General features: G+C 69.5%; 10 protein-coding genes. 5 read left to right on the forward strand and 5 right to left on the reverse strand.

Annotation, left to right across the window (positions count from 1 at the left end; all coding sequences use genetic code 11):
* Positions 1 to 188: 188 nt before the first annotated feature.
* Together ACFVDI_RS00670 and ACFVDI_RS00675 are read left to right on the forward strand one after the other, a co-directional pair.
* Positions 189 to 1,703: a flavin-containing monooxygenase gene (locus tag ACFVDI_RS00670; protein ID WP_378899253.1), complete on the forward strand. Its 1,515-nt coding sequence runs from the start codon at positions 189 to 191 to the stop codon at positions 1,701 to 1,703.
* 97 nt (positions 1,704 to 1,800) lie between these two features.
* On the forward strand, positions 1,801 to 2,469 hold the full coding sequence (locus tag ACFVDI_RS00675; RefSeq protein WP_378899255.1) for a TetR/AcrR family transcriptional regulator: 669 nt from the start codon (positions 1,801 to 1,803) through the stop codon (positions 2,467 to 2,469).
* A 10-nt stretch (positions 2,470 to 2,479) separates the two neighbouring features.
* Here ACFVDI_RS00675 and ACFVDI_RS00680 read toward each other — a convergent pair whose 3' ends face one another.
* Positions 2,480 to 3,397, reverse strand: coding sequence for a LysR family transcriptional regulator (locus ACFVDI_RS00680; RefSeq protein ID WP_378899257.1), 918 nt, complete (start codon positions 3,395 to 3,397; stop codon positions 2,480 to 2,482).
* Between the two features lie 83 nt (positions 3,398 to 3,480).
* On the opposite strand from ACFVDI_RS00680, the gene ACFVDI_RS00685 reads away from it, so the two are divergent.
* Positions 3,481 to 6,897, forward strand: a complete 3,417-nt coding sequence (locus ACFVDI_RS00685) for a bifunctional proline dehydrogenase/L-glutamate gamma-semialdehyde dehydrogenase (RefSeq protein ID WP_378899259.1) — start codon at positions 3,481 to 3,483, stop codon at positions 6,895 to 6,897.
* A 76-nt stretch (positions 6,898 to 6,973) separates the two neighbouring features.
* Here the strand turns inward: ACFVDI_RS00685 and ACFVDI_RS00690 are convergent, their stop codons facing one another.
* Together ACFVDI_RS00690 and ACFVDI_RS00695 are read right to left on the reverse strand one after the other, a co-directional pair.
* The gene (locus ACFVDI_RS00690; RefSeq protein ID WP_350715951.1) at positions 6,974 to 8,254 is read right to left on the reverse strand and encodes an acyl-CoA dehydrogenase family protein; all 1,281 of its coding nucleotides are present in this window, start codon (positions 8,252 to 8,254) and stop codon (positions 6,974 to 6,976) included.
* Positions 8,255 to 8,269: 15 nt separating this feature from the next.
* Positions 8,270 to 9,283 carry a phosphotransferase family protein gene (locus ACFVDI_RS00695; protein ID WP_350715949.1) on the reverse strand — a complete coding sequence of 338 codons (1,014 nt, stop codon included), beginning with the start codon at positions 9,281 to 9,283 and terminating at the stop codon, positions 8,270 to 8,272.
* Positions 9,284 to 9,354: 71 nt separating this feature from the next.
* Between ACFVDI_RS00695 and ACFVDI_RS00700 the strand changes: the two genes are divergently transcribed.
* Positions 9,355 to 10,374, forward strand: a complete 1,020-nt coding sequence (locus ACFVDI_RS00700; RefSeq protein WP_350715947.1) for an NADPH:quinone oxidoreductase family protein — start codon at positions 9,355 to 9,357, stop codon at positions 10,372 to 10,374.
* 52 nt (positions 10,375 to 10,426) lie between these two features.
* On the opposite strand, the gene ACFVDI_RS00705 is transcribed toward ACFVDI_RS00700, so the two are convergent.
* On the reverse strand, positions 10,427 to 11,608 hold the full coding sequence (locus tag ACFVDI_RS00705) for a thiolase family protein (RefSeq protein WP_350715945.1): 1,182 nt from the start codon (positions 11,606 to 11,608) through the stop codon (positions 10,427 to 10,429).
* Positions 11,605 to 12,018: a Zn-ribbon domain-containing OB-fold protein gene (locus tag ACFVDI_RS00710; protein WP_246321493.1), complete on the reverse strand. Its 414-nt coding sequence runs from the start codon at positions 12,016 to 12,018 to the stop codon at positions 11,605 to 11,607. The genes ACFVDI_RS00705 and ACFVDI_RS00710 overlap by 4 nt, the downstream gene beginning before the upstream one ends.
* Positions 12,019 to 12,221: 203 nt before the next feature.
* Between ACFVDI_RS00710 and ACFVDI_RS00715 the strand changes: the two genes are divergently transcribed.
* Positions 12,222 to 13,424, forward strand: a complete 1,203-nt coding sequence (locus ACFVDI_RS00715; RefSeq protein ID WP_350715943.1) for a CoA transferase — start codon at positions 12,222 to 12,224, stop codon at positions 13,422 to 13,424.
* The last annotated feature ends 28 nt before the right edge of the window (positions 13,425 to 13,452 follow it).

Genomic DNA, 13,452 nt, shown 5'->3' on the forward strand with positions numbered 1-13,452 from the left:
GAAATCGCTGTGGATGCTTCGCCGCCCCCACAGCTGCAGACGGCAGCGTAGTGACCCCGCGCACGCGCGTGGAAGCGGGGCGCTGCAGTGTTACCGAGCCGTTCCCCAATCGCTGATCTTCTGATTTGCTTGCAAAAGTTCGCGGTACAGGGTGTCGCAAACACGTACTCCCGGGTAACGTGGCCCACATGCATGTCGACGTACTGATCATCGGTGCCGGCGTCTCCGGCATCGGAGCCGCCGCACAGCTCCGCGAGCGCCTCCCCGGGAAGACGCTCGCGATCCTCGAGCAGCGCGATGCCAGTGGCGGCACCTGGGACCTGTTCCGCTACCCGGGCATCCGCTCCGACTCCGACATGTTCACGTTCGCGTTCAAGTGGCGACCCTGGGAGAGCGCGCAGGCGCTGGCCGACGGGCACCAGATCCGTGACTACCTGCGCCGGACCGCGAAGGACTACGGCGTCGACAAGCTGATCCACTACGGCCACAAGGTGACCGGTGCGTCGTGGAGCAGCGAGGACAAGCAGTGGACGGTCTCCGTCGAGACCGCCGACGGCCCTGCCGAGATCACCGCCGGGTTCCTGTGGAACTGCTCGGGCTACTACGACTACGCCAACGGCTACCAGCCGGAGTTCGCCGGTCTCGACGACTACGAGGGCACGTTCGTGCACCCGCAGCACTGGCCCGAGGACCTCGACTACGCCGGCAAGAAGGTCGTCATCATCGGCTCGGGCGCGACCGCCGTCACCCTGTTGCCCAACCTGGCCGGCGCCGGCAGCGACCGCGCCGAGAAGGTGACGATGCTGCAGCGCACCCCGACGTACATCCTCTCCCGCCCGGGCCAGGACGCGATCGCCTCGTTGCTGAAGACCGCGCCGTTCAAGCTGCTCGGCCGGCTGCCCTTCAAGCGCGTGCGCGAGAAGGTCGGTCACGAGACGGTCCGCTGGGAGAACATCCTTCTCACCGTCGGCACCTACCAGTTGGCCCGCCGCGCGCCCGGTGTCGTCAAGAAGGTGATCCGGGACCAGTGGATCAACGGGCTCACCGCCCGCGGCGGTCGCCCTGGGATGTCCAAGGACGAGGCGATCGCCTACGTCGACAAGCACTTCAGTCCGCCCTACAACCCCTGGGACCAGCGCATCTGCTTCGTCCCCGACGGCGACATGATGAAGTCGATCCGGGAGGGGTACGCCGCGGTGGTGACCGACCGGATCAAGACCTTCGTGCCGAAGGGCATCGAGCTCGAGTCCGGCGAGACGCTCGAGGCCGACATCGTCATCTCCGCGACGGGGCTCAACCTCCGGCTCTTCGGCGGTCTCGACTACACGGTCGACGGCGAGCCGGTCAGCCTGCCCGACCAGATGGCCTACAAGGGCCTGATGATCACCGGGATGCCCAACTTCGCCTACACGATCGGCTACACCAACGCCTCGTGGACGCTCAAGGCCGACCTGGTCACCGACTACGTGATCCGGCTGCTCGACTTCATGGGTGAGAACGGCTACGACGTCGCCTCCGTCTCGCGGGACCCCAGCGTCGAGGAGCGGCCGTTCATGGACCTGGCCTCCGGCTACATCCAGCGCTCGCTCGAGCTCATGCCGAAGGCTGGTGACCGGGCGCCGTGGGCCGCGAAGCAGAACTACCTCGTGGACATGAAGGCCCTCGGGGCACAGGTCGCCGACGGGGTGATCCGGTTCGGCTGAGCCGCTCCTGGCACCGGGCCTGTGATCCGTGCCTGTGATTACTGTGACAGGCGTTCCGGGCCCGGTGTGAAGTACGTGGGACTACGATGGTCCCACCATGGATGGCAGGGCAGTTCGCTGGAAGCGTCACAACGATGACCGACGAAAGCGCATCGTCGACGCCGCGATCGGTCTGATCGAGACCGAGGGCGTCAACGTGAGCCTGCAGGCCATCGGCCAGGCCGCCGGGCTCTCCCGGTCCGTTGTCTACCGTCATTTCGCCGACCGTCGCGAGCTCGACCTCGCCATCCAGGCCGACATCCTCGCCGGCCTGTGGGCCAAGCTCTTCCCGGCGATGGAGCTGACCGGATCGATCCGGCAGATCATCTCCCGCACGGTGGGTGCCTACGTCAACTGGGCGCTCGAGCACCCGCTCCTGCACCAGGTCGCCGACGTCGACACCGCGCCGAACGGCACCGGGCCGCTGCAGCAGGGCCTCGACCGGATCGCGGAGCGGATCAAGGAGCTGATGCTGGCGGCGTTCGAGCTGGGTGGCGTGGAGATCTCCGAGATCGACAAGAAGGCTGTGGACCCGCTGATCTACGGCCTGATCGGGATGGTCTTCGGTGCCGTACGCCGCTGGGTCCATGTCGGCGAGGGCATTCCCGACGCCGAGCATCTGACCTCGGTCGTCACCGAGGCCGTCCTGGCGATGATCGACACCCGCGCGATGGCGTACGGGCTCTCGATCGACCACGACCAGCCGCTCGAGGACCTCTTCGGCTGACCGGTCCGGCTCAGCCGGGCAGCGTCAGGTCCGCCGGCACCACACGAGCCAGTGCCGCCCGGCACGCGATGATGCCCGGGGAGTCGGCGATGGCGGTGCGGGTGGCGGTGAAGACCGTACGCCGCGGCGACCCCGGTAGCTCGATGAGCCGCACCGCGGTGCGGTGGCGCACGCGCATCAGGTCGGAGAGCAGCGCGACCGCGTTGCCGGACTCGACCAGCGCGACGTGGGCCTCGACGTCGTCGGTCTCGTAGCGGACCTCGGGCTCGAAGCCCGCCCGCCGACACTGCTCCTCGATCCAGTGGCGCGACGCCGTTCCCGGCGGCTCCATCGCCCATGGGACACAACCGGCTTCGGAGAGGGAGGTGATGTTGTCCCAGATCGCCCCGGAGCCGCGGCGTGGGAGGGCGAGCCGGAGCCGGTCGGTGGTGAGCGGCTGACGATCGAGGCCGTCGAAGTGCGGTGCGCCGTGGTCGGGGTAGTGCTCGGCGACCACCAGGTCGAGCTCGCGCAGTGCGAGGTCGTGGAGCGCCTGCTCGGGCGCGCGCTGGGACAGCATCACCCGCAGGCGGGGGTGACGCCGGGTCAGGTCGGCGAGCGCCTGTGGCATGTAGGCGAGGGCGACGGACTGGAAGACGGCGACCCGCACCGTGCCTGCGGTCTCGTCGCCGAGCGAGGTGACCGCTGCCTCGGCCGCCTCGAGCCGGGCCAGGATCTCGGTCGTGTGCTCGACGAGCACCTCGGCCGCAGCGGTGAGCTGGACCCGTCTTCCCGCCTTGGTGAGAAGGGGGACACCGACCTCTCGCTCGAGCTGGCCGAGCTGCTGGGAGACCGAGGACGGGCTCTGGTGCAGGGCGTCGGCGACCTCGGCGAGCGTCCCGCGCGCGGCGAGCTCGGCGAGGAGCCGGAGGCGGCGGACGTCGAGCATGGCCATTCCTTCAGATCTGCTTACGAATAATCTCCAAGAAACATCGCTTTATCTTACGTGACTCCGGTCGCATACTCGGCTCTATGACCACCAATGACGCGCTCATCGCCGAGGTAGACCACCTCGTCCGCGGCTGGCTGGCGAAGGCTTCGACCAAGCCGGCCGCCCCGGCCGCACAGCGCCTCGCCGACGTACTCAAGGACCCTGCCGGGCTCGACTTCACCGTCGGGTTCGTCGACCGGGTGATCCGCCCCGAGGACGTACGCGTGGCGGCGGCCAGCCTCCGTGAGCTGGCCGGCAACGTACCTTCGTTCCTGCCCTGGCACCTGAAGCTGGGCGTGAAGCTCGGCGCTCTGATGTCGCTGGTCGCGCCCTGGTTCGTCATTCCGGTGGCGCGCCGTGCGCTGCGGCAGATGGTGGGACACCTGCTGATCGACGCCTCCGACGCGCGGCTCGGCAAGCAGATCGAGCGGATCCGCGAGCGTGGTGTCTCGCTGAACATCAACCTCCTCGGTGAGGCCGTCCTGGGCCAGAAGGAGGCCGACCGGCGCCTGGCCGGGATCCGCAAGCTGCTCGCGCGCGACGACGTCGACTACGTCTCGGTGAAGGTCTCCTCCCCGGTCGCGCCGCACGCGGTCTGGGCCTACGACGAGGCCGTCGAGCACGTCGTCGAGCGGCTCCTCCCGCTCTACACCTACGCCGCGACGTCTTCCGCTGCCGGGACGAAGAAGTTCATCAACCTGGACATGGAGGAGTACCGCGACCTCGACATGACCATCGACGTCTTCACGCGGCTGCTCGACCGTCCCGAGCTGGTCGACCTGGAGGCGGGCATCGTCCTGCAGGCCTACCTGCCCGACGCGATGGCGGCGATGATGCGCCTCCAGGAGTGGTCGGCCGCTCGGCGTGCGCGTGGGGGCGCGCCGATCAAGGTGCGACTGGTCAAGGGCGCCAACCTGCCGATGGAGCACGTCGAGGCGTCGCTGCACGGCTGGCCGGTGGCGACCTGGTCGACCAAGCAGGACTCCGACACCAACTACAAGCGGGTGCTGTCCTGGGCGCTGACGCCCGAGCGGATGGCCAACGTGCGCCTCGGCGTCGCCGGCCACAACCTGTTCGACGTGGCGTACGCCTGGATCCTGGCTGGTCAGCGGCAGGTTCGTGACTCGGTCGAGTTCGAGATGCTGCTGGGCATGGCAGAGGGCCAGGCCGAGGCGGTCCGGGAGACCGTCGGTGGTCTGCTCCTCTACGTGCCGGTCGTGCACCCCAAGGACTTCGACGTCGCGATCGCCTACCTCGTGCGTCGCCTCGAGGAGGGTGCCAGCACCGAGAACTTCATGTCGGCCGTCTTCGACCTCAACTCCTCCGAGGCACTCTACAAGCGCGAGAAGGAGCGGTTCGTACGCTCCCTCGCGGCTGTCGACGACTCCGTTCCGCCGCCGAACCGGACCCAGGACCGGCGCGAGCCGGTGGCCGACGCGCCGGTGTCCCGGCCTTTCGAGAACACCCCCGACACCGACCCGCACCTGCCCGGCAACCGGGAGTGGGGCAAGGCGATCATCGCCCGAGTGGGCTCCTCGACGCTGGGTGACCAGCTCGTCGCCGACCACACCGTGACCTCGGTCGAGGCCGTGGAGTCGGTGCTCGAGGGCGCCGTCGGCGCCCAGGCCGACTGGGGCCGCAAGTCCGGTGCCGAGCGGGCCGCCGTGCTGCGGGCCGCTGCCGTCGAGGTCGAGCGGCGCCGCGCCGAGTGGCTCGAGGTCGCGGCGTCGGAGTGCGGCAAGACGCTCGACCAGGGCGACCCCGAGGTCTCCGAGGCGATCGACTTCCTCAACTACTACGCGAGCCTGGCCGAGGAGCTCGACCTCGTGGACGGCGCGCGTCAGGTGCCCGTACGCCTCACCCTGGTCACCCCGCCGTGGAACTTCCCGCTCGCCATCCCGACCGGTGGTGTCGCGGCGGCGCTCGCGGCCGGGTCGGCAGTGGTGATCAAGCCGGCCCCGCAGGCCCAGCGCTGTGGCTCGGTGCTGGTCGAGACGCTGTGGGCCGCCGGGGTGCCGAAGGAGGTGCTGCGGCTGGTGCACGTGCCGGAGAACGAGGTCGGTCGCGCGCTGATCGCCTCGCCGCTCGTCGACCGGCTGATCCTGACCGGTGCGTTCGACACCGCCGAGCTCTTCCGCTCGTTCCGCTCGGACCTGCCGATGCTGGCCGAGACCTCCGGCAAGAACTCGCTGGTGGTCACGCCGGACGCCGACCTCGACCTCGCCGTCAAGGACCTCGTCTACTCCGCCTTCGGTCACGCCGGACAGAAGTGCTCGGCGGCGTCGCTGGGCATCCTGGTCGGCTCGGTCGCGAGCTCGCGCCGCTTCCGCGACCAGCTCATCGACGCGGTGACCTCGCTTCGCGTTGGTTACCCGACCGACCCGACGGTGCAGGTGGGCCCGGTCATCGAGCCCGCCTCCGGCAAGCTGCTCAAGGCTCTGACGACGCTCGCCCCGGGTGAGTCCTGGCTGGTGAAGCCGCGTCAGCTCGACGAGACCGGCCGGCTCTGGTCGCCGGGTGTGAAGACGGGTGTCAAGCGTGGCTCCGAGTTCCACCTGACCGAATACTTCGGTCCCGTCCTCGGCCTGATCTCGGCCTCCTCGCTCGACGAGGCGATCGAGATCCAGAACCAGGTCGACTACGGCCTCACCGCCGGCATCCACAGCCTCGACCGGGCCGAGATCTCGCAGTGGCTCTCGTCGGTGGAAGCGGGCAACGTCTACGTCAACCGCGGCATCACCGGTGCGATCGTGCGCCGCCAGCCGTTCGGTGGCTGGAAGAAGTCGGCGGTCGGCGCCGGGACCAAGGCCGGTGGACCCAACTACCTCGTCGGGCTCAGCGACTGGGTCTCGGCCCCGGCCACCGAGCTCGCGACGCCGTCCCCTGCCGTCCGGTCGCTCGTCGACTGGGCCGACCGGCTGCGACTGGACGAGATCGAGATGCTCAAGCGTGGTGCCGGCTCGGACGCGGTCGCCTGGGAGCGCGAGTTCGGTGCCGCCCGGGACGTCTCGCGGCTGACCGCCGAGGTCAACGTGCTGCGCTACTCGCCGGTGCCGGTCACCATCCGCTACGAGGGTGGCCCGATCGCTCACCTGCTGCGGGTTCTCGCCGCCGGTGTCGCCGCCGGTGCTCCGGTGACGGTCTCCGTCGCCGAGGCGCTCGACGAGGAGACCGCCTCGCTGGTGCGTGCCACCGGTGTGACCTTTGTCGTCGAGGACATGGCCGCATGGGCGTCGATCCTCTCCGGTCCGTACGCGCCCAGCCGCGTACGGCTCCTGGGTGGGTCGCGCGAGGTCTTCGCCGAGGCGAGCCAGGGCCGGGTCGACATCGCCCTCTACGCCCAGCCCGTCGTCGAGGCCGGCCGGGTCGAGCTGCTCACCTTCCTCCACGAGCAGGCTGTCTCGATCACCGCCCACCGCTTCGGCTCCCCGACGCCACTGGTGGACAACCTGTTCTGAGGTCGAGTCGGCTCGTTCTGACACAAATCGGCGCCGAGTCGGCTCGTCATGACGCGCCGACTCGGCGTTCTGGTCCTCAGCTGTCCAGGCCCAGCTTCTCGCGGGCGGCGGCCAGCTTCGAGGGGATGTGGTCGGTCGGCCACAGACCGTCGGCAGCGGCGTACTCCTTGAGGACGGCACGGGCGACCTGGCGCAGGTGCACCTCGGTCGGGCCGTCGACCAGGCCCATCACCGGGGCGGTGACCCACATCTTGGCCAGCGGCGTGTCCTGGGTGACCCCCAGGGCTCCGTGCACCTGGATGGCGCGCTGGACGATGTCGTGGAGCACCTTCGGGGTGAGGAACTTGATCGCACTGATGTCCTTGCGGCACTGCGCGTAGTCCTGCGTCTTGTCGATCAGCCAGGCCGTCCGCAGGACGAAGAGCCGGAACTGGGTGAGCTGGGCGTACGACTCGGCGATGTAGGTCTGGACGGTCTCGCGCTCGGCGAGCCGGCGGCCGCGGGTCACCCGGCTCAGGGCGCGCTCGCACATCATGTCGAGGGCACGCTGGGCCAGCCCGACGGTACGCATCGCGTGATGCACCCGCCCGCCGCCCAATCGCACCTGGGCGACCTGGAAGGCCTTGCCCTCCGCGCCCAGGAGCGCGGTGGCCGGCACCCGGACGTTGTCATAGTGGATATAGCCCTCCGAGCCCTCGGCGGCCGGCTCGTGGATGAGGGCGAGGCTGCGCTCGATGGTGACGCCAGAGGTGTCGGCCGGGACCAGGAACATCGACATCCCCTCGTGTGGGCCGGCATCCTTGTCGGTGTAGGCCATCACGATGAAGAAGGTCGCGTAGCGCGCGTTGGAGGAGAAGAACTTCCAGCCGTTGATCACCCACTCGTCCCCGTCGCGGACGGCGGTGGTCTCGAATCCTGAGACGTCGGCGCCGCCCTGAGGCTCGGTCATCGAGTAGCAGGAGAAGATCTCGCCGTCCAGCAGCGGCTGCAGGTACGTCGCCTTCTGCTCGGGCGTGCCGAAGTGGGCGATGATCTCGGCGTTGCCGGTGTCCGGGGCCTGAGTGCCGAAGACGACCGGAGCCCAGGTCGAGCGGCCGAGGATCTCGTTGAGCAGCGCGAGCCTGAGCTGGCCGTAGCCCTGCCCGCCGAGCTCGGGCTCGAGGTGGCAGGCCCACAGGCCCTGGTCGCGGACCTGCTGTTTGAGCGGGTCGACGACGCGGCGGTGCTCGTCGTCGAGCGGCTTGTAGTTGTCGTGCGGCCAGACCAGGTCGAGCGGCTCGACCTCCTCGCGCACGAACTCGGCGACCCAGTCCAGCTTCTTCTGGAAGTCGGGATCGGTCTCGAAGTCCCAGGTCATGACGTACTCCTGCTTTCAGCGAAGGGTGGTGGTGCGGGAAAGGGAGGCGGCGAACTCCATGAGCTCCAGGACGATGTCGCCGAAGCGGGCGACCCGCTCGTCGGCCTCGCCGTTGACGTGGCGCGCGACGCTCGCCTCCAGGACGATCGCGAGCTTGAAGCGGGCCAGGATGACGTAGTAGTCGATCTGCGAGACGTCGCGTCCGCTGACCCGCGCGTAGTGCTCGAGCATGTCGTCGCGAGACGGCATGCCGCTGTAGTCGAGGTAGCGGGCGTACTTCATCGCGTCGCCCTCGGGCGGCCAGCCGACCAGGACCCAGCCCAGGTCGAGCAGCGGGTCGCCGATCGTCGCCATCTCCCAGTCGATGATCGCCGCCAGCTCGGCCGGGGCACCGTGGCGGTACATCACGTTGGCGAACTGGTAGTCACCGTGCATGATGCCCGGTTCGAAGGTCCTCGGGGTGTGGTCGCGCAGCCAGGCGGCGGCCTCGTCCAGTCCGGGCAGATCGCGGAACTTGTACGCCGACAGGTGTGAGAGCCAGCGGTCGACCTGCCGCTCCAGGAAGCCGTCGGGCTTGCCGAAGCCCTCCAGCCCCTGGGCCTTCCAGTCGACCCTGGCCATCTTGGCGGCGCCGTCGGCGAGCTGGATCGCAAGCTCGCCTCGTGCCGCCAGGTCGGTGTCGAAGGGTGCGGCCCAGCCGCCGCCCATCGGGCTCCACCCGTCGACCAGGTCCATCAGGTAGAACGGCGCGCCGATGACGTCCAGGTCGGAGCTGACGCCGCGGAAGGTGGCGTGCGGGACGTCGGTGCCGCTGAGCGCCTGGAGCAGGCGGGCCTCACGTAGGAGGACCTTCGTCCCGGTCTCGACCTTGTGGCCCGACGGGCGACGCAGCGCCATCTTCGCGCCGCCTCGGGTGACTGCGTACAGCTCGTTCTGGGAGCCGCCCGAGAGGGGCGAGACCTCCGCCAGCTCGCCGGCGCCGGGCAGGCCCTCGGCATCCATCCACCTGCTGAGTGATTCGATGTCCATGCCTGGAAAGATAGTTACCCTCCTGGCAGAATACAATTACTCAGACCGCGAGACGAGACGAAGGAGCCTCCGTGCCACCCAGCCCGGCCAGTCCCCCGACGGCGGCGACCATGCTCGCCGCTCGCATCCACCGGCTCGGTTCGCCCGACGCGGTGCAGCTGGACACCGTCCCTCGACCCGCGGCGGGTCCCGGCGAACTGCTGGTCGCGGTGCATGCGGCGGCGGTGAACTTCCCCGACACGCTCATGATCGAGGGCCGCTACCAGACCGAGACGCCGCTCCCCTTCACCCCGGGTCACGAGTGCGCCGGCGTCGTCGCCGAGGTCGGCGCCGGGGTGACGGGATGGGAGGTCGGCGACCGGGTGGCGTTCCTAGCCCCCGGCACCTTCGCCGAGTACGTCGTCGCCCCTGCGGCCGCGGCGGTGCGGGTGCCGACCTCGGTCGGTTTCGCGGAGGCGGCCGCGACCTGGGTCTGCCACCTGACGGCGTACCACGCGCTGCGGTCGGTGGCGCAGGTCGCTGCCGGGGAGACGGCGCTCGTGCTCGGCGCGGGCGGCGGACTGGGGCTCGCCGCGGTCGAGCTGGCCTCGGTCCTGGGCGCCACCGTGGTTGCCGCCGCCTCCTCGCCGGAGAAGCTCGCGGCCGCGCGCTCCCGCGGGGCCGAGCATCTCGTCGACTACACCGCGGACGGGCTGCGGCAGGGGCTGCACGGCGCGATCGGCAAGGGAAGGATCGACGTGGTGCTCGACCCCGTCGGCGGCAGCCTCGCCGAGGAGGCGCTGCGCGAGATGCGATGGGGCGGCCGGTTCGTCACGCTCGGCTTCGCGAGCGGGGACATCCCACGGATCCCGCTCAACCTGGTGCTGCTCAAGGGTGTGAGCATCAGGGGCTTGGAGGTGCGTACGTTCCCCCAGCACGCCCCCGAGGCATCGGCCCGCGACCGGGCCGAGCTGACCGACCTGTGGGCCGCCGGACGGTTCCACGCCCTGGTCGGCGCGACCTTCCCTCTCGACCGGACGGGCGAGGCCCTGGCGTACGTCGCCGGCCGCCGGGCCGTCGGCAAGACCGTCATCACCGTGCGCCCCGGATGAGCACGTCGGGGTCGGCCCGCGCACAGGACCGACCCGACGCTGCCCGCTCCTCTCAGGCCAGCTGGAGCAGCATGCAGCCGGCCTCGGGACCACCCCCGACCCCGACGGCGGCGAGCGAGACGTCCTTGGCGATCTGCCGCTCCCCCGCCTGTCGCCAGAGCTGGGCACAGGCCTCGTGGACGAACCCATAGCCGTGGAGCCGCCCCGCGGAGAGCTGCCCACCGTGCGGGTTGATCGGTAGCCGGCCGTCGAGGCGGTAGTTCTCCTCGTCGTCCAGGAACGGCCCGACCTTGCCGTGCTCGGTGAAGCCGAACGCCTCGATCCACTGGGTGCACAGGTAGCTGAAGCCGTCATACAGGGTCGCGAAGTCGACGTCAGCAGGGGTGAGCCCGGTGGTCTCCCACATCGAAGCGGCGGCGTCGTGGGCGGCCATCGTGGTCAGGTCCGCACGCTGGTCCCAGCTGTGCCGCTCGTAGAGCGCCGCACCGGCCGCCGCGATGGAGATGGCCGGGTTGGCGAGCCCCGCGGACGCCTCGCGCCGCGACACGATGACCGCTGTCGCGCCGTCAGCCGGGATGTCGCAGTCGTAGAGCCCGAAGGGCCACGACACCATCCGGGCGCCCAGATAGTCCTCCATCGTCATCGGCGTGCGGTAGATGGCGTCGGGGTTGAGCCCGGCGTTGGCACGCGAGTTGATGACGAGCTTGCCGATCTGCTCGCGGGTGAGGCCGAACTCGTGCATGTAGCGCTGGGCGTACATCCCGATCCAGTTCGCCGGTGATGCCGCGCCGAACGGAACCCGGAACTCCGAGTGGCCCCCGGCGCGCACCGACTTGGTGGTCAGTGCCGCGGCCCGGCCGCCGGCCTGCGCGGTCGCCTCCCAGACCGAGCGGAAGCAGAGCACGTGGGTGGCCCGCCCCGAGGCGACCGCCGCGGCCGCATCGAGCAGGGTGCCGATCTGCCCGGAGGTCTCCACTCCGCTGACGTGCCACCGTGTGCGGAGCCCGAAGGCGTCGCGTACGTCATGGGTGATCGCGCCGACGAAGCCGCCCTCGGCGGCGACCGGGCCTGGGTAGCTGGCCACACCGTCGATGTCGTCGAAGGTGAGTCCGGCGTGGGCGACGGCTCGCTCGGCCGCCTCCAGGGCGAGGTCGATGCCGGTACGACCGATCCGGCGGCCGATCTGAGACTGTCCGACGCCGGTGATGACCGCGCGGTTCTCCACGAAACTCATGCCGTCACCGGCCGGAACATCGGGAGGGCGACGTCACCCTGCTGGTCGAACACGACCTCGACCGGCATGCCGACCTCGACCGCATCGACGTCGACGTCGACCAGGCAGGTGGTCAGCCGCAGGCCCTCCTGCTCCTCGAGCTCGACCATCGCCACGGCGTAGGGCGGCGGGAAGGCCGGGAACCACGGGTGGTGGTTGATGGAGTACGCCGCCACCCGAGCGCGCCCGGAGGCGACCTCGGGGGACACATCGCGGCTGCGGCACTTCCAGCAGGCACCGACCGGTGGGTGGATCCACTGGCGGCACTCCTGGCAGCGGTTGATGCGAAGCTCGTTCTCGAGCCCTCCGGTCCAGAACTCTCGCGAGTCGGGCGTGACCTCGGGGAGCATCCGCCCCTGTGGTTCTGTCATGAGTCCTCCGCCTATCGTACTTGTACTGACTGTCAGATAATCCACGCAACAGCGCGGAACCACCACGATCTTCCGATACATTCAGTCGTAAAAGTTGTGATCACGGCCACACTATCCCAACATCTATATGTACACTCAGTCAGAAATCGAGGTGCGGTACGCGCCTTCCAAGACGTTGAGAGGTAAGCATCGTGGTCGGTGTGATGAACGGAATCCGGGTTGTCGAGGTCGCGGCATGGACGTATGTGCCGGTGGCCGGAGCCCTGATGACCGAGTGGGGTGCGGACGTACTGAAGATCGAGCACCCGGAGGTCGGCGACCCCCAGCGCGGCCTGGTGACCTCGGGCCTGGTCCCGGCCGGCGGCGTCTCGCACATGTTCGAGCTGCCCAACCGCGGCAAGCGCAGCGTGGCGCTGGACCTGAAGACCGAGGAGGGCCACGAGCTGCTCATGAAGCTCGTCGCCACCGCCGATGTCTTCCTCACCAATTTCCGCCCCTCGGGGCGCAAGAAGCTGCGCATCGACGTCGACGACGTGCGCGCGGTCAACCCCAACATCATCTACGCCCGCGGCTCGGCGGCAGGCCAGCAGGGCCCCGAGGCGGAGCGCGGCGGCTACGACCTGACCTCCTTCTGGGCGCGCACCGGCATCGCCTCCAACGTCAGCCCCGACAGCCTCGGCTTCCCTGTGACCATGCCCGGCCCGGCGTTCGGCGACGTGCTCGGCGGCCTCGCGCTCGCCGGCGCCGTCAGCACCGCGCTCTTCCACCGCGAGCGCACCGGGGAGGCCATCGAGGTCGACGGCTCGCTGCTCGCGACCGGCGCCTGGGCGATGGGCGGCACGATCGCCGGGGCACACGCCTTCAACCAGAAGGTCTACCCCAAGCACACCCCCGACCGCGCCCCCAACCCCCTGGTCAACTCCTACCGCACCGCCGACGACCGCTACGTCACCCTGGTGATGCTGGAGTCCGACCGGTTCTGGCCCGAGCTGACCACCGCCCTCGGGGTGCCTGAGCTGATCACCGACGAGCGGTTCGACACCCATGCCAAGCGCGGGAAGAACCACGTGGAGGCAATCGCCGAGCTCTCGGCGGCGTTCGGGAAGAAGACGTACGCCGAATGGGAGCCGATCCTGGAGAAGCTCAACGGCGCCTGGGCCAAGGTCCAGCACCCGATCGAGGTGGTCGAGGACCCGCAGATCGTCGCGAACGGCTACATCGCCGACCTGGAGGACCACAACGGCACGCCGTTCAAGCTGGTCTCATCGCCGGTGCAGTTCGACAACGCGCCGGGCGAGACCCGCCGCTCCCCCGAGCACGGCGAGCACACCGACGAGGTGCTCGGCGAGATCGGCCTGTCGATGGAGGAGATCATCGAGATGAAGGTCAGCGGCGCGATCCTCTGAGCCGGGTCAAAGGCGGGAGGAGACTGGC

Origin of the sequence: Nocardioides sp. NPDC057767 (assembly GCF_042798275.1) — a bacterium.
Classification (GTDB): domain Bacteria; phylum Actinomycetota; class Actinomycetes; order Propionibacteriales; family Nocardioidaceae; genus Nocardioides.